Genomic DNA, 15,374 nt, shown 5'->3' with positions numbered 1-15,374 from the left:
TGCGGGACATGAGGACATCCTCCCAGCGGAACCCTCGGTCCCGCTATCTCGGTGTCCACCATCCGGGGTGAACCTCAATACACCACGGGAGTCACATACAGCGAAGATGAATGCCTTGTACTGAGGTTCATCATGCTTGACGATTCAGAAAGTGCTTCGCGTCAGAGTTCAGCTGCGGCGGACTACGCGAGCTATTGCTGAACGAGTGCAGTCACTCCTGGCCTGTGGTCATTCGTCTGATTGTGCAGGGTAACGCAAGAGTTTTCCACAGGCCAGGATAGTTTCACTGTTGCATTTTTGATTAGTTTGGCTCATAGTTATTTTCATAGTAAATAAGCAGGAATCAATGCAATATGAGTTCATACGATCAACCAAATAAGAACCGTCGCGGCCTCGTAGTCTTTCTACTAGTAATCATCGCCTTCATCGCCGTCGCAGCCTTCACTCAAAAGAGTGACCAACCAACTGGCCTCGTAGTTCCAACTGAAACCTCGACACCAGCACCCGCGCAACAGAAGTCCTGGCACAAGGTGATCGAGCTATCCGGCTCGACAAGCAAGCGCAGTGACATCTTCCAGCTGAACAGCTCCAAGCAACGGATCACTTACACAGTGAACGGTGAGTACAGCCCGTTTGTGAACATCTACGTGATGGCAGAGGGTAAGTCTCTCGACAAACACGGTGGAATCCCTGAGGTCACCATGGCTCCAGTAAGTGGAGATACGTTGATGTACAAGGGTTCTGGCGGCTACTACCTCGATGTTTCGGGGAATGGTGAGTGGACGGTGGTCGTGGAAGAGGAAGTCTAAGATGAAGAATCTGCTCTTGGGGTTGGTGTATGTGGGTCTCTTGTGCGGTTGCGCGCTAGTGATAGCCGGGTTCTGGGGACTTTTGGATGCGCAATTCAAATCTGAACCGTCATTGGCTGAACCGGCAGCTGTCTCGACCAGCGCCATCAATCCGAACTCCCTCGAATCCCTCGTCAACGCCGAGCGAACCAAAGCAGGAAAACAACCCTTCGCAACAAGCGACACACTTCGATCGAGCGCGTGTGGCAAAGCGGACCACATGCTCGCACAGGACTATTGGGCACATACCTCACCAGATGGCGTGACTCCCTGGACCTTCATCGAAAAGGCCGGCTACCGCTACACAACTGCGGGGGAGAACCTTGCGAAGTCATACCCTGATGATGCGAGTCTTGTTGCTGCCTGGATGAACAGTCCATCTCACCGAGAGAACGTACTTGGAGACTTCAAAGATCAAGGGATCTGCCAGAAGGCCGGGACATTGCAGGGGAAGACGACGACGGTGACTGTGCAGCACATCGCATCGAAATAGTAAGAACAACAACTAAATACGGAGAACCAAGTAATATGAAGAAACTATCAAACAAGCTCATGAACTGGGCGTCAATCCTCGAAGACAACACTCGTGAGCAAGCTGAACGCACTGCAGAGATGCCCTTCGTTCAACCTCACCTCGCACTCATGCCTGATGCCCATCTTGGCGCAGGCGCAACCGTTGGATCAGTGATCCCGACTGAGGGTGCGATCATGCCAGCAGCAGTTGGCGTGGACATCGGCTGCGCGATGATCGCAGTGAAGACGCAGTTCAAGAAGTCGGATCTTGACGGACGCAACCTGTCCGTTCTACGACACGGCATCGAGCGGTCAATTCCACTTTCAGCCGGTGCTTACAACCGCACACTGACTGACACGGCCAAAACTCGCGTTGCCGAACTGGAAGAAATGGCCGGCGAGAAGCTGCCGTTCTACGACGGCTTCAAGAACGACTGGAGACTCCAGCTAGGAACGCTCGGATCAGGCAATCACTTCATCGAAGTGACCTTGGACGAGACTGATGCTGTCTGGCTGTTCCTACACTCCGGGAGCCGAGGGATCGGCAATCAGATCGCCAGGCATCACATCGCGATCGCACAAAAGCTCTGCAAGCGTTGGTATGTCGATCTACCCGACGACGATCTCGCCTACTTGGTTGAGGGGACACCCGAGTTCGCCTCGTACATCGAAGATCTCAACTGGGCGCAGCACTTCGCGCTGCTCAATCGCGAAGAGATGATGGACCGCGTAGTGAAGGACTTCGCGCACTTTATGGGTGACGGAGAGGTAGACGAAGACTGGAATACGATCCCCGCGCCAGTTGCGTCACTTGAACGCATCAATTGCCACCACAACTTCACTGCCAAAGAACACCACATGGGTCAGGATGTCTGGCTCAGTAGGAAGGGTGCGATCAAAGCTGATGTCGGCACACCTGGCTTGATCCCCGGTTCAATGGGAACTGCCAGCTACGTCGTGGTCGGTAAGGGCAATGTTCCGTCGTTCAAGTCCAGCCCGCACGGTGCAGGACGTATCTATGCGAGGAACAAAGCGAAGAAGACGTTCACGATTGAAGACCTCGACAGGGCCATGGTCGGTATCGAATACAACCGCTCCGAGGCGTTCCTCGACGAGATCCCTGGCGCATACAAGGACATTGACGTTGTGATGGAAGATGCCAAGGACTTGGTGGAGATTCGACACACCCTGCGTCAGATCGTGAACGTCAAGGGCGACTGATCCGCTCCACGGCACCTGATATTTCAAACACGACCGCACACCCATCTTTGCCGCTCGAACCCCACGAGCGGCCTTCTGTGCGTTCCTAGTGACATATTTCAGGCATTGTCGTACGTTAAGAACATATGGTTAGTCAACCAATCATCGTCCGGCGCAGTCTCTTTGGCCTAGTTGGGTTGATTCTGGTCGGACTTCTGATCGCTGGATTCATCTATGGACTGGCGTACTTCCTCCACACCCAGAATCCACGGGATACGACACCGATTGCAATCCTCCAGCTGATGGGCGTCGTCGTCCTGATCTCCACAGCAGTGACCGCCATCGTCTACAACCTCCACTCGATGACACTCAACGACAGCGGCGTGACGATCAAGAACTGGGGGAGTCTGTTCTTCAGCAGCGAGACACACTGCGATTGGAATGAGATCGAAGACCTCAACGTGCGGCGCGGGGGACCGTTGGCGTTCGTTGGTGGTTACGGCCATCTTCTCATTCAAACTGCAGGCACCGAGACTAACCTTCGTTTCAACTACTGCCCACGTCCTGAGTACTGGCGCGACTACATCGACCAGCGCAGCGAGAGCGCACCTGAACTAGTCCGCAACGTCTAGAGGGCGAGAGCGACTCCCGAACCGATCGCAAGCACCAAGCCGACGACCATAATCTTGATGCCGAGCTGGAGATCCGATGTTTTTGCTGCCTTCTTGTCGGCAAAGCTCGCGTCAGACTCGAACCAACCCTTCTTAGCTGGCTTGTTCAGTGACTCGAAGATGCCGCCAGCGCCAGCAATCGTGACGCAGATACCGACAATCAAGACCACGATCAGGAGCCATTTCATTGTGAAGTCTTACCACGGCACACCGTCAGCAACGCCGGTGCCACGGGTTCTCGCTCAGTTATCTGTTACTAGTTGTTGCGACCAATCACCCTGTCGCGGTCGTGATTAAGCTGGTGGGACCAATCAGCGCACGGGAGTACATCATGCACCGGCTCTTTATCAGTATGGGACTCGATTCAGAGATCGGGATCTACGAGTTGTACGACCGAACGATGGCATCCGTCAGGCGTTGCTTGAGCGACCTTGGCTACTTCATTGGCCCGTCGACTCTTGAGGATCGATCCGAGCAGCTCGGCCGTGGGTTCAGTCAGTACCTCACGTTGGAACCTGAAGGACAGCTGGTTGCGACGGTCATTGAGATGGACCAGATAGTTCTCTTCGAGCTACATATCGATGCACTGGAACGGGAAGTCAACCGTGGGTTGCAGTCGATCGTCAACGATCTGATTGACACCTATGACGACATCCACGCGTCTGTTCGCATCGCTGACGACGTTCGTGACTGATCATCGCGAGCCGAGTTCAGTTTCCAGTCGCTCAGCAACGCTGTCAGGCATGGTCGAGCATGAATCTTCGCCGCGCTCTTCCGCGTGGTCGAGTGCGGAATCGGTAATCCCCACCGTCGCAACAGTGCCCTCCCAACCACCAAGCGCAGCGATCGAGCCAGGGTTGAACCTCGCGGCAATGTCCACCTTCTCAATGGCGAGCTGATCGGCATCGGGGCCGAGGTAGATTCCGCCGTCTGCTGCACGTTCGATGTACGCGGGTCGAGGGAGCACTCCCGATAGTTGGTTGGCGTTGTACTCGCTCATGAACCATGGCGGGGTGTTGAAGTAGTACCAACTCGCAGCACACACCCCATACAGGCCAGGACCGAACTGTGCGTAGTTGAGATACAGCTCCAAGATCCGCTGATCTGACATCGAGTAGCTGAACTCTGTCGCCATAACTGCTTCGAGTCCCTTACTGATAGCGCTACGTCCAGGCCAGAGGAAGATGTTCTTCACCAACTGCTGGGGGATGGTTGATCCACCTACTCCAGCATCGCCGTTCATGTATTCCCTTGCCTTAGAGGTCAAGTCGCTGATCTCAAACCCACCAGCTCGCATACCAAGTCGCTGATCTTCGTGAGCGATCACTGCCGCAATCATGTATCGGCTGACGTGGTCGAGATCGACGTACTGGTAAACGATCGGGCCTTCGTCTTGCAGCATGAACGACGTTCGAGGTGGCGTGAACCATCGGTATGAGAGCGTCACCATCTCCGAAAGCACTAGGGAAGTGAGCATTACGAGTGCAACGTACATCGTCCATCGACGCCAGCGGGGGCGAGGCCTGCGGGTGGCCGGCGGCTGTTCCGGCTCATAGATCTCGTACTCGGGTTCCGGTGTATGTACCCGCTGAGACTCGGGGAGGAGATCGTCGAGGGAGAGACCCCGTGACCTATCGAAAGCGGTGGTGTTGGCGGTATCCATGGGTGGCCTCCCAATTCTCTGGAAAATCGCGCACGGGACAAATAGCCGAATGCGGATTTCGACCCATTTTATGCGAGATTTCGAGAAAGGGGATAGCGAGTTTCGGGGGTGGGGAATGGAGAGAATCGCGAGGTGGGGTTAGCGATTCCAAGAGGGGGTGTAGCCGTCCATCGTCTGATGGGTGAACAAGTAATCGATCTTATCCGCGTACTTGCGAACGTACGGGGTGAGGGTGATATTTGCTGTTAGGGGGATATCTAGTGAACCGTTTGTTTTAACTATCATTACGTTACTTATTTAAACACAAAGTCTAAAGAATTGCAATAGTAAAGTTGAGAACTGTGGATAAGTCTGATCATTTCGCTATTGCATTTATTGGTCTTTTGGCTCATAGTTATTTGCATAGGAGAAACATGAATATATGAATCTAGAAAAGACATCTACACCCGAGTACATCAGCACCAAGTGCTCCTCGCCTCGCGATGAAGTCCTGCATCACCTCTCGCTAGAAGGCTGGGCCAACCAAAGCTCAGTGGGCACCACATCTACCACTGGTTACTTCGCCAGGATCAGTAACAGTGAAGCCGAACTCCAAGAGCTGACAACCAACTTCGAGGAAACCCTGCAGTCTGCCGGCCTCGCTGATCCGTCTGCCTTAATCGGGCACTACCTCCTCGTTGAAACCGACGATGGCTTCGTTCACGTAGGTGACTACAAGTCTGAGGAAGAGGTGATCGCTGACTATCAGAAGCTCGAAGCTGCTTACGAGGACTGGGCGGGGGAGATGGCATGAGTGATATCAAGCTTAGAGCTTGGCTAAAATCCTCCAAGCGCTTCCTGCCGTTAGATGCTGCCTCGAAAACCTATCTGCGCCTGAATGCAAGTGGTGTCTACTGTGCGACCGTCGAGCCGATTGAGTCGAATATGGGCCACGTCGCGATGGATGACCTAGTACTCACGCAGTTCACGGGACTCAGGGATAAGAACGGCGTCGAGATCTATGAAGGAGACATCCTTCGCCATCCGTACATGACAGACGAGGACGACCCTGCTGAGCCTGACGTTGGTTATCTGGGCAGCGAGTCTGTCAAATACGCGATAGGTGAAGTCAAGATAAGCCCGTATCTCGGTCCATACCTCAAACTGCGATCGGGTTCGATCAGACGTGTGACTAGACATCGAGTAGTCGGTGGTGAGGTCATCGGCAACGTGCACGAGCATGGTCATTTAATGGAGGTCACCTCATGACCCCAACCCAAACGCTCCGCGCTGCAATCAGACTCGCCAACACCAACGGCTACGACAACCCTGCACTCTTCGGAACCATGGATCTGATTAACCAGTGGAACATGCCACCTCGTGCAGTACTGGGGATCTTGCTGATGAACCACGACTTCTGTCGAGCGCTTTGGGGTGAGGAGTGGATGGTTCGTACCCAGACTGTCGCCGTGTCTGATGATCCGTTCGGATCTCTGGCGGGGAGTTTGGAGGGGAGCGCCTGACATGCCGAAGTTCTACGTCTACATCACCGATCGGCTTCACGAAGACCAGAATTTCGGCCTCTCCCATGAGCGGGTGTTCACCGAAATCTACGACGCCGAGAGCAAAGCTGATGTCAAAGAGCTGGTGCTGAAGGATTTCGACTACATGCCGAAGGTGCGAGAGAAGATGACGTCGAAAGTACCTGCTGGTGAACGGTTCATCACTAGCATCCATGAACTCAACGACTACTGGTATGACATCTGGTTGACCCCGCACAAGTGCAGGGAGTGCCTCAACGCGTATACGAAGATCGAGAAGGCGAAGTTTCGCATGGGCGGCTCACCTGAGTTCTGCTCTAGCGAGTGCCAGAAGCAGTACAACATCCGCTTCGAGGCGACGACGGTAGATAGCTATAACACTGCGACTGTCTACATGATCATCCACAAGCCGAGCGGGAAGAAGTACATCGGCGTGACCACACGTTGGTTGATGCAGCGCTGGTGGGAGCACATCAAGGCGCAGAGCGGATCGCCATTCCATCAACTCATACAGGCGAGCAGCATCACCGACTTCACGTTCGGGTCTGCTGCACGATCAGGTGACAGGTTGAGTCACGCAGCCTGAGTGGCTGGTGTGGTCATGATGGTCTCGTATTCTATGGGGGTCAATCGGCCGAGCCCGACTTGGCGGCGTCGGCGGTGGTAGGTCCTTTCGATCCAGGTGACGATCGCGATCCTGAGATCGTCACGGGTGCGCCAGGGGCGGCGGTCCAGGACGTTCTTTTGCAGTAGAGAGAAGAAGCTCTCCATGGCGGCATTGTCGCCGGCCGCAGCGACGCGGCCCATCGAGCCGACCATGTGATGGCGGCTCAGAGCACGGACGAATTTTTTTGATTGAAATTGCGATCCTCTGTCGGTGTGGACCACGCAGCCTGCGACGAAATCTCGGCGGGCGACGGCGTTGTCGAGCGCATCGACCGCGAGCCGGGACTTCATCCGATCGCTGATGGAGTAGCCAACGATCCGGTTGGAGAATACGTCTTTGAACGCGCACAGGTAGAGCTTGCCTTCGCTCGTCCAATGCTCTGTGATGTCGCCCAGCCACAGCTGATTCGCAGCATCGGCGGTGAAGTTGCGTTGGACGTGGTCGTCGTGGACCGCAGGCCCCGGGCGCTTGGCTTTTCCGCGTTTCTTGCCGAACACACTCCACCAGCCGTTGTTCGAGCAGATCCGCCACGCTGTGCGCTCGGCCATCACCTGGCCGGCGTCGCGAGCCTCGTAGAACAGGAACCGGTAGCCGAACTCCGGGTCGTCCTTATGGGCCCTGAACAGAGCGTTCGCCCGGTAGGCCTCCGCGAGGTCGGCATCGGTCACCGGGTCAGCCAGCCACCGGTAGTAGGGCTGGCGAGCGATCTCGAGTACCCGGCACGTCACCGTGACGGGAATGCCGTCCTCGGCCAGCTCACGAACGAGCGGGTACATCATTTTCCCGGCAGGTTCGCCTGGGAAAGATAGGCGGCAGCACGGCGCAAGACTTCGTTCTCCTGCTCGAGCAACCGGATTCGCTTGCGCAGTTCCCGGTTCTCGACCACGTCCTCACCGGTAGTTCCTGATTTGATTCCGTCCTCGATATCGGCCACTTTCAGCCAACCCGTCAGGCAGGATTCACTGATCCCGAAGTCGGCGGCGATCTGCTTCAACAGCATTCCGGGCTCGCGACTGCGGGCAACCCGAACAACGTCCTCACGGAACTCTCGGGGATAGGGCTTCGGCATGGTGCACATCCTTCCAGCGGCACCTCTCGGCACCACAGATCAGATGTCACCTATCCGTGCAGCAGACCCAGGCCTTGATGGCAATGTGGCCGGCTACTCCTACGAGCGCAACGTCGCCGTATCCCCCGTAGCCCCTTACCCGTTCAAAACACTGATGCACGAACTCGGACATGTAGTCCTCGGACACACAGCAGCAGACGCTCACGCTGAGTACACCCAACACAGGGGGATCGCTGAGTTCCAAGCTGAGGCAACGGCTTACCTAGTTCTCAACGAGCTAGGAGCTACCGATCAGATGGATGCTTCAGTCAGTCGAGGCTATGTCCAGTCCTGGCTGAGCGGCGAAAAGCCTGACGACAAGGCGATCCGTGCGGTGTTCAGCACGACGGACAAGATCCTGAGGGCGGGCCTTGATAACGTCAGCTGATCTCCCGCAATCTGAAAGATCAGCTGACGTCATCATTTCAATTCGAGCAGTTGGTTGATACTGCACTGTGTCTGAGCTGGATCTCCGTCAGATAGGCGGAAGCCGGGATATTGCGCGCTAATTTGCAGCGCTTGCTGTCGTTGTTCCATGCAGTTCAGTGGTTCGGGTTTGTCGGCTCCAGCAACGAGTGCGGCCAACACTCCAAAGACGCCAGCAATCACGGCGATCGTAATCGGGACGACCACCCTGTCTAGAAGTGAACCCGATTGAGTCGGAAGCGCTGGCGGTACGGGCGGCGTCGGCTGAGTAGGTGCAACAGGTGGCGCGTCGTCGGGGGTCTGACTTGGTGGCGGCGTCGGCGGCGGTATGCGAGTCGGAGTCGGCGCGATACGTGCGTACGCTCCTCCCATCTCCGGGTCTGGGGACACCCCAGGGTGGTTAGTGCTAGTCACGCCACGCCCCCGAATCGCTAGATGTGGAGGGGGCCTCGTTGTAGGAATCTAACCGGTGGCGACGACGCGTTCCTTGTAATTGCAGATTGTGAGACTCATGCTGATATTCCAGGGATTCACGGTACTCTGCGTACTGCCTATCGTATCTTTCTAGAGCCGTCAAGTAATCAATTCTCTCCTGTACTCCGCTATTATGCCTGGCGAGTCCGTGAAGTATAACAACCAACGATAAAGTCACACTTACAAGCCAAAGCGATAAAGCTGCGGGGTTTGAAAAGAGATACGCTTTCAGTTCCAGCGCAACCACCAGGCTCGCGGATAGGACTCCGAGGCCAAGTGTTATCGATATCGCAAGGTATGGGTCTAACCCTAGATGAAATCTCCGTTTGCCGATAATATATCTTTGGGCACTCATCGATATCTCTTCGTTGCCATAGTCTCTTTCCATGGCGATACTGTACCAGTGTTTGTGTGTCGACATGATCGGAACGGGCCAATTAACTTTCGTGACTTATGCCCGCATTTGTCTTAAACTAGTCTCATATGGAAGAACAAACCCCTCAAGAAGAAAAGAACAAGGGTGGACGGCCACTCAAGTTCAAGTCGGTAGAAGAACTGTCTCAGAAGATCGAGGCTTACTTCGGGAACTGCGACTCGCACCTCTCGACCCGATCGATCTTCGTCAAACGCGTTGACGGCACTCAGTACGTCGAACAAGAGCAGTACTTCACTGATCGCGAGCCGTACACGGTGAACGGGCTGGCCTACGCCCTCGAAACGACACGGGATGTACTGAACGACTACGAGGCCGGGATGCACGACCTCAAAGCTGAGGATGTTGACGAGTCTGGCGCGACGTTTTCCTCCACTGTAAAAGGGGCGAAGCGTCGAATCGCGGCTGATGTCGAGCGCCGTCTTATGAAGGGTGAGACCCCTGCTGCGGCGGGGATCTTCTGGTTGAAGAACAACGATGGCTGGCGCGATCAGTCGCAGGTTGATCACACGTCGCTCGGCAAGAAGATCGCAGCACCTACGGTGTACGTGAGTGCGATTAAGCCGCGAGACGCCGACGATGCCGTTGCAACTGAAGCCTAAGCAGCTTGAGGTAATCGAAGCAGCGAACCGTCCAGAGGTGGACACGATTGTTCTACTGGGATCAGTCGGGACAGGCAAGACCGATGTAGCTGCGCACCTTGTGCTCTCGATCTGTCACCAGTTCCCAAAGTCTCGGTGGCCGGTCTTCCGTGTCAACCAATCAACTGCCGTGGAGACGGTTATTCCTTCGTACCTCGATATGGCTGAGCGCATGGGCTTGGAGAAGGGCAAGGACTTCACCTACACACAGAAGCCCTACCGAATCACGTTCAACAACGGGTCGGTGATCCATTTCCGCGAGGCCGACCCAACCAAGGACCGTGGCGGCAAAAAGATCAAGGGCATCAACGCAACTGGCAACCACCTAGATGAGGTGGATGAGTTCGACTACGAGATGTTCCTGCAGGCAACGTCCCGCCGAGGACGCCGAAACGAGAACGGTCAACCGTCACTGTCGATCTTGACGCTCAACCCGAATGACGGATGGGTGAAGGAGAAGATCTACGACCCGTGGAAGGAGGGCACACTCCCATCCGGCACTGTGGTGATCGAGTTTGGCCTCGAAGATTCGTGGCAGTCACGACAAGATATCGCAGCTCTGATGACCAATCCGGAGTACTGGACGCAGCGCTATCTCTACAACAACTGGAACTATGCAGACGAGTCGAACTCTCTGTTCAAATCACGTCAGTGGGCTGAGTCAATGGTCGATGACCTCGATCGAGATGCCACCAGATCGGCCGGCTACGACGTTGCATGGAAGGGTGTGGATCGTTCGGTGCGCGGTCTTCTGTACGGAACGACTGTTGCTGACTTGAAGATCTTCAAGGAGAAGAACGTCCGCGTGGAATTGCCCGACCAGGCGGACATGCTGATTGAAGATGCCAGCGAGAACGAATACGGCATGGACAATACTGCGGTGGACGCCGTGGGTCTGGGCGGCGGAATGGTTGGCGATCTCGTCAAGCTTGGTATGCATCCCTACGAGTTCATGAGCGGCGCTGCCCCAGATCCGCGAGTCTCATTGCCTGGTGACGATATTCCCCTTAACTTCGACAACCTCCGATCTCAGATGATCTACCTGTACGCCCGTGGCATCGATCTCGGAATCATCAAGCACTTCAAGGGTTGTCCGTACCTGAAGGAACTTCAAAAGGAGGCGACGTACCACAACTACGACACGACGAACAAAGTCTTGAAGGTGGAGAGCAAGGAGCAGATCAAGAAGCGGCTCGGGGTTAGCCCGGACCTTTTCGACGCGGTGATCATGGCGCTCTATGTTGCGCTCAGGCCGGTGCAAGCTTTCCCAGCTCAAGACGAAAGCGGCAGAAATCCAAGTGCCCCAATCACTTCGGGCTTGTTCGGCTCATCGTTCTGATTTACATTGAAGGTAGATGGCAAAAGGCACTTCCAAGAAGAATCCACTAGAACTCGGGGACTCTGGCGTTCAGATCTTGAACGGCATCATTACTGGTGACGAGTATCGACCAGAGCTTCGTGGCCGTGCTCTGATGCGAACGATCGAAGAGATGCGTCGTGGTGACGCCACTGTTCATGCGGGTTTGATGGCGGTGAAGATGCCGATCGTTGCCGCTGAGTGGAGCGTTGAATCTGGGGGAGAGGATGAGCAGGACACTGCTGCCGCTGAACTCATCGACTACAACTTCAATCAGGTGCTCAACTGGAAAGCGATCCTTACCGAGGCTCTGACCATGCTCGACTTCGGTTTCTCGGTGTTCGAACTCGTCTTTGACTGGGCGAACGTCAACGGTGTCGATCGTGTGGTGTTGGTGAAGATCGCCTACCGGAAGCAGACGACGATCGAGAAGTGGACGCAAGAGGACGGCACTCCAGGGATCGTGCAACGCAAAGCAGATGGCACTGCGGTTTCAATCCCCGATGACAAGCTCTTAGTCCTCACCCATCAACAAGAGGGCGACAACTGGCAGGGTGTCTCGATCCTGCGTTCGGCGTACCAGAACTGGTACTACAAGAAGACCTTCTACCAAATCGATGCGGTCAAGCATGAGCGTCAGGCGTTAGGCGTCGTGAAGATCAAGTATCCGAAGGGCGCTACGCCAGCGATGCGCGAAGAGGCGAAAGCAGCAGCACAGAACGTGCGAGCAAACGAGCGCGCCTACATCGAGGAGCCGGACGGCTGGGACATCAACTTCATGGACATGATGGCAAACACGACAGCTGATCCGAAGGAATCAATCTCCCACCACGATCGCCAGATCCTGAAGAACATGGCAGTGCAGTACATCGACATTGGTTCAGCTGGATCAAGTGGCTCGTACTCTGCATCGACTGACCAACGCCGGCTACTTGAGCTTCAAGACCAGGCCATCGCTTCACAGATAGCTGCTCGGATCAACGACAAGGTGGTCAAGGCCATCGTCGACATGAACTTCAACGTCACCGACTACCCGAAGTGGAAGGTCGGCCAGATCGGTCAAGAGAACGTCCAGGAACTTACCGAGGCGGTGGCGAAGATGACCAGCTCGAAACTACTTACTCCAACTGATCAAGATGAAGAGCACGTTCGCAAGGTGTTGCGCTTCCCTGACATGCCGGAAGACATCAAAGATCAGCCGCGGGAACAGGTGAAGTCAGAGTCCAAGGTCGAGCCGGAGCAACCTGAAAAGACAGAGATCAAGGATGGCGACGCTGAGCCCAAGAAGCTCGAAGCCTCTGCTGTCCTTGCCCATGCTAACCGTGCTTGTAGCTGCCCGTGAGCAGGTAGCGACACTCGTGAGCCAGGTGACGGAGACGAATCGCAAGCTCATCCGAGAAGCGATCAAACAGTCGATCGCCAGGGGAGAGGATGTCACCGGAACTATCGAACGCATCAAGACCGTCGTGAACAACCCTGTACGAGCCGAGATGATCGCGCAGACGGAGAGTGTGAACGCCTACGGCCGTGGGGGTTACGACTTCGCGGTAGAGACTGGTGCCAAGACGAAGACTCTGGAAGCGCTGGCAGAGGCGTGCAAATTGTGCGGTCCGTCGGATGGTCAGACGGTGGACATCGATAAGCCGTTCGTGCTCACCAACGGACATGAGTTCATGTTTCCTGCGTGCCATGTCCGTGGGCGCTGCGGTGTGTATTACCAGTACTGAGGTGTCACTCAAACAGATGATACCGAAGGGTCGATTTGTGCGATAAGGTCCAAGCTCCATATCTCTCATTGAGGAGTCGAGCCGTGCCCGAACAGACTGACGGTAACTTCGAAGAATCGCGGGGTCAGTCGACTCCGAAAGCTCAGACCTCTACGGGGAAGACGGTGGCAATCACTCTCGGCGTAGTCCTGGTGGTTGGAATGCTCATCTTTGGTGGAGCGTTTCTCTACAACAAGAGTCAAGTAGATGAACTGAAAGATGCAATCGCCAGCTCGGCTCCGTCAGCAACATCTGGTGGCGCTATTCCCAAGGCGTCCACGGGTCCGGTGGAATTCACTTCCGACGCGCTGGATGCAATGAGCCTTCAAGATTTCCGCGTACTAGATTCCTCCATTCGTGTCGGGCGCTACGCGGGTAAGCTCGATGAATGGAGCACTGACTCACTAGCTTTCATGCAAAAACACTTATCGCCAGAACAGGCAAGATTAGTTAATCAGCCACTTCCAGAAGATAAGTCTTCGTATACAGATCAAGACATACTTAATAGCTACTCAATTAATCTTTACGATGCATCTGCTCAAGGAAATTCGGCGCAAGAAATTGAACGTGGACGCAAACTTTTGTCGGTAATTCTAGATCCACAAAACTCAGGGTTTGATAAACTGGCCAATAGGATTGGCAATGGACAAGGTGGAATCATTTCAGTGTATGAAGCTTCATCAATCAACTACCCAAGAATAAAAAATCAGAGCTTCATGGGTGAAATTATAGGCGAGTCTGGTGCCGAAATAATACTCGGACGCGGTGTCGAAGACGGCAAGGCCTTCTTATCTCTTTACGAGCTTCGGAAGACCGACAATGGAAACGATGTTTGGTTATTGAAAACTGCATACGACCCTAGTGATCCGAAAGTGAGGGCAGCAATCGAAGCGCTGCCAGTTCAGTAAGGATCACTATTTCAATCGTTGAAAAATAGTCCGAAATCTAAAATTCCGATCGAGGAGTCAAACTGTGTCCGATAACTCTGACGGTAACCTTAACCAGCGGCAAGAGCACTCCACGTCCGGCGATCGGGCGTCCACAGGGAAAATCGTAGGTCTGACGATCGGAGCAGTCGTCGTGGTTGGCGCACTCATCTTTGGCGGCACGTTGCTTTACGGAAAAAGTCAAGTCGATGAAATCAAAGACGCGATGGCAAGCTCTGATAGTCAGTCAGCTTCAGTCGAAGGTGCCGCCGGATCGGTCAACTCGGTTACTCGTTACGATACTGCCGATCTTGAAGCTATGGATTCCAGTGAGTTTCGAAGTCTCGATGCAAACGTGAGAATCAACCATCTGGCTAGGACACTCGACGGATGGAGAGCGGACACGCTTGCCATCATGCGCAAGTACATGAGCCCTGAACAGGCTGCGCTGGTTGATGCTCAACTGCCATCGAATAAGAGCGACTACTCTGATCAGGACATTCTCAACGCATATGCGATTGACGTGTTTGATGCTTCCGTTCAGGGCGATACGGTCAAGGACAATGAAGAGGGTCGTAAGCTGCTTTCCGTCGTAGTAGATCCGGATCATCCGAATTACGCAACGCTCTCTGCGCAAATCGGTAACGGTAAAGGTGGAATACTCTCTGTCTTCAAGGCGTCTGAAAATAGCTACCCGAGGATCGTGAGCGAGAAGTTCATGGATTTAAATGTTGGGTCGGGTGGGGCGGCAATAATTCGGAACACGGGCGTTCAGGATGGTAAAGAATATTTGTCACTGTTCGAGCTGCTTCGATCGTCGGACGGCGCTCAGTCGTGGATTCTAAAGGCTTCGTACAGGCCAAACGATCCGGCAGTCGCAGAGGCAATCCAGAACATTGGACGCTAATTTGTTTGAATCTGTGTTGACAATTGATGGAGACTGCCTGATATTAACGACATATGGCAACCAAGTATTTTGTAGCAGATAAGATTTCAATCAAGGCAGACGCTAAAGGTAACGCCCCATCGTCCATTGAATTGCTGCGTGCTGGAGATTGGCACACACTGTGGCATGGTGACTTCGGAGATATTGTCAATTCCTGTGGATGAGGGAGTTTCAAGCAACCTCCGATCCAGTGCTTGCGGGCTCGGCCGCCCCGG

At 54.5% G+C, this 15,374-nt stretch carries 19 protein-coding genes; 16 read left to right on the top strand and 3 right to left on the bottom strand.

Features of this window, described 5'->3' with window-relative positions:
• Positions 1-353: 353 nt before the first annotated feature.
• The 4 genes from V3587_RS30285 to V3587_RS30270 all read left to right on the top strand — a co-directional run bounded on the left by V3587_RS30285 (position 354) and on the right by V3587_RS30270 (position 3,193).
• The gene (locus V3587_RS30285; RefSeq protein ID WP_283377673.1) at positions 354-809 is read left to right on the top strand and encodes a hypothetical protein; all 456 of its coding nucleotides are present in this window, start codon (positions 354-356) and stop codon (positions 807-809) included.
• A 1-nt stretch (position 810) separates the two neighbouring features.
• Positions 811-1,341, top strand: a complete 531-nt coding sequence (locus V3587_RS30280) for a CAP domain-containing protein (RefSeq protein WP_283377674.1) — start codon at positions 811-813, stop codon at positions 1,339-1,341.
• 35 nt (positions 1,342-1,376) lie between these two features.
• Positions 1,377-2,582: an RtcB family protein gene (locus tag V3587_RS30275; protein WP_283377675.1), complete on the top strand. Its 1,206-nt coding sequence runs from the start codon at positions 1,377-1,379 to the stop codon at positions 2,580-2,582.
• 125 nt (positions 2,583-2,707) lie between these two features.
• The gene (locus V3587_RS30270) at positions 2,708-3,193 is read left to right on the top strand and encodes a hypothetical protein (RefSeq protein WP_283377676.1); all 486 of its coding nucleotides are present in this window, start codon (positions 2,708-2,710) and stop codon (positions 3,191-3,193) included.
• On the opposite strand, the gene V3587_RS30265 is transcribed toward V3587_RS30270, so the two are convergent.
• Complete coding sequence (locus V3587_RS30265; protein ID WP_283377677.1) at positions 3,190-3,420, bottom strand: hypothetical protein; 231 nt, start codon at positions 3,418-3,420, stop codon at positions 3,190-3,192. The two genes, V3587_RS30270 and V3587_RS30265, sit on opposite strands and share 4 nt — an antisense overlap.
• Positions 3,421-3,521: 101 nt before the next feature.
• Between V3587_RS30265 and V3587_RS30260 the strand changes: the two genes are divergently transcribed.
• Positions 3,522-3,926, top strand: coding sequence for a hypothetical protein (locus V3587_RS30260; RefSeq protein ID WP_125050760.1), 405 nt, complete (start codon positions 3,522-3,524; stop codon positions 3,924-3,926).
• On the opposite strand, the gene V3587_RS30255 is transcribed toward V3587_RS30260, so the two are convergent.
• Entirely contained in the window at positions 3,927-4,895 is a 969-nt protein-coding gene (locus V3587_RS30255) for a transglycosylase domain-containing protein (protein ID WP_283377678.1), read from the bottom strand.
• Between the two features lie 421 nt (positions 4,896-5,316).
• On the opposite strand from V3587_RS30255, the gene V3587_RS30250 reads away from it, so the two are divergent.
• Genes V3587_RS30250 through V3587_RS30235 form a run of 4 tightly spaced genes read left to right on the top strand, consistent with a single transcriptional unit; the run spans position 5,317 to position 7,001 of the window.
• On the top strand, positions 5,317-5,688 hold the full coding sequence (locus tag V3587_RS30250; RefSeq protein WP_283377679.1) for a hypothetical protein: 372 nt from the start codon (positions 5,317-5,319) through the stop codon (positions 5,686-5,688).
• Positions 5,685-6,143, top strand: a complete 459-nt coding sequence (locus tag V3587_RS30245; protein WP_283377680.1) for a YopX family protein — start codon at positions 5,685-5,687, stop codon at positions 6,141-6,143. Before V3587_RS30250 ends, V3587_RS30245 begins: the two co-directional genes overlap by 4 nt.
• Positions 6,140-6,397, top strand: a complete 258-nt coding sequence (locus tag V3587_RS30240) for a hypothetical protein (protein ID WP_283377681.1) — start codon at positions 6,140-6,142, stop codon at positions 6,395-6,397. The genes V3587_RS30245 and V3587_RS30240 overlap by 4 nt, the downstream gene beginning before the upstream one ends.
• A 1-nt stretch (position 6,398) precedes the next feature.
• Positions 6,399-7,001, top strand: a complete 603-nt coding sequence (locus V3587_RS30235) for a hypothetical protein (protein ID WP_283377682.1) — start codon at positions 6,399-6,401, stop codon at positions 6,999-7,001.
• On the opposite strand, the gene V3587_RS30230 is transcribed toward V3587_RS30235, so the two are convergent.
• Positions 6,989-8,151, bottom strand: a protein-coding gene (locus V3587_RS30230) for an IS3 family transposase (protein WP_085989961.1) whose coding sequence is annotated in 2 segments (ribosomal slippage) — positions 6,989-7,864 and positions 7,867-8,151 — 1,161 coding nt in all. Because the reading frame shifts where the segments join, the coding sequence is not laid out codon by codon here. The genes V3587_RS30235 and V3587_RS30230 overlap by 13 nt on opposite strands.
• On the opposite strand from V3587_RS30230, the gene V3587_RS30225 reads away from it, so the two are divergent.
• From V3587_RS30225 to V3587_RS30195, 7 genes are all read left to right on the top strand, one after another.
• Entirely contained in the window at positions 8,150-8,578 is a 429-nt protein-coding gene (locus tag V3587_RS30225; protein WP_283377683.1) for an ImmA/IrrE family metallo-endopeptidase, read from the top strand. The two genes, V3587_RS30230 and V3587_RS30225, sit on opposite strands and share 2 nt — an antisense overlap.
• A gap of 995 nt (positions 8,579-9,573) precedes the next feature.
• Entirely contained in the window at positions 9,574-10,125 is a 552-nt protein-coding gene (locus tag V3587_RS30220; RefSeq protein ID WP_283377684.1) for a terminase small subunit, read from the top strand.
• The gene (locus V3587_RS30215; protein ID WP_283377685.1) at positions 10,076-11,503 is read left to right on the top strand and encodes a terminase family protein; all 1,428 of its coding nucleotides are present in this window, start codon (positions 10,076-10,078) and stop codon (positions 11,501-11,503) included. The genes V3587_RS30220 and V3587_RS30215 overlap by 50 nt, the downstream gene beginning before the upstream one ends.
• Before the next feature lie 16 nt (positions 11,504-11,519).
• Positions 11,520-12,863 carry a phage portal protein family protein gene (locus V3587_RS30210; RefSeq protein WP_283377686.1) on the top strand — a complete coding sequence of 448 codons (1,344 nt, stop codon included), beginning with the start codon at positions 11,520-11,522 and terminating at the stop codon, positions 12,861-12,863.
• Positions 12,835-13,248 carry a phage minor head protein gene (locus V3587_RS30205; protein ID WP_283377687.1) on the top strand — a complete coding sequence of 138 codons (414 nt, stop codon included), beginning with the start codon at positions 12,835-12,837 and terminating at the stop codon, positions 13,246-13,248. The genes V3587_RS30210 and V3587_RS30205 overlap by 29 nt, the downstream gene beginning before the upstream one ends.
• Positions 13,249-13,331: 83 nt before the next feature.
• Positions 13,332-14,195 carry a hypothetical protein gene (locus tag V3587_RS30200; protein ID WP_283377688.1) on the top strand — a complete coding sequence of 288 codons (864 nt, stop codon included), beginning with the start codon at positions 13,332-13,334 and terminating at the stop codon, positions 14,193-14,195.
• Positions 14,196-14,259: 64 nt separating this feature from the next.
• Positions 14,260-15,120 (top strand): hypothetical protein, encoded by an 861-nt coding sequence (locus V3587_RS30195; RefSeq protein ID WP_283377689.1) that lies wholly within the window; start codon positions 14,260-14,262, stop codon positions 15,118-15,120.
• Positions 15,121-15,374: the final 254 nt, after the last annotated feature.

Origin of the sequence: Rhodococcus sp. IEGM 1306 (assembly GCF_036541985.1) — a bacterium.
In the GTDB taxonomy this organism is placed as follows: Bacteria; Actinomycetota; Actinomycetes; order Mycobacteriales; family Mycobacteriaceae; genus Rhodococcus_F; species Rhodococcus_F qingshengii.
Note: the sequence above shows the minus strand (reverse complement) of the source record. Positions and strands in the feature narration are given on the sequence as shown.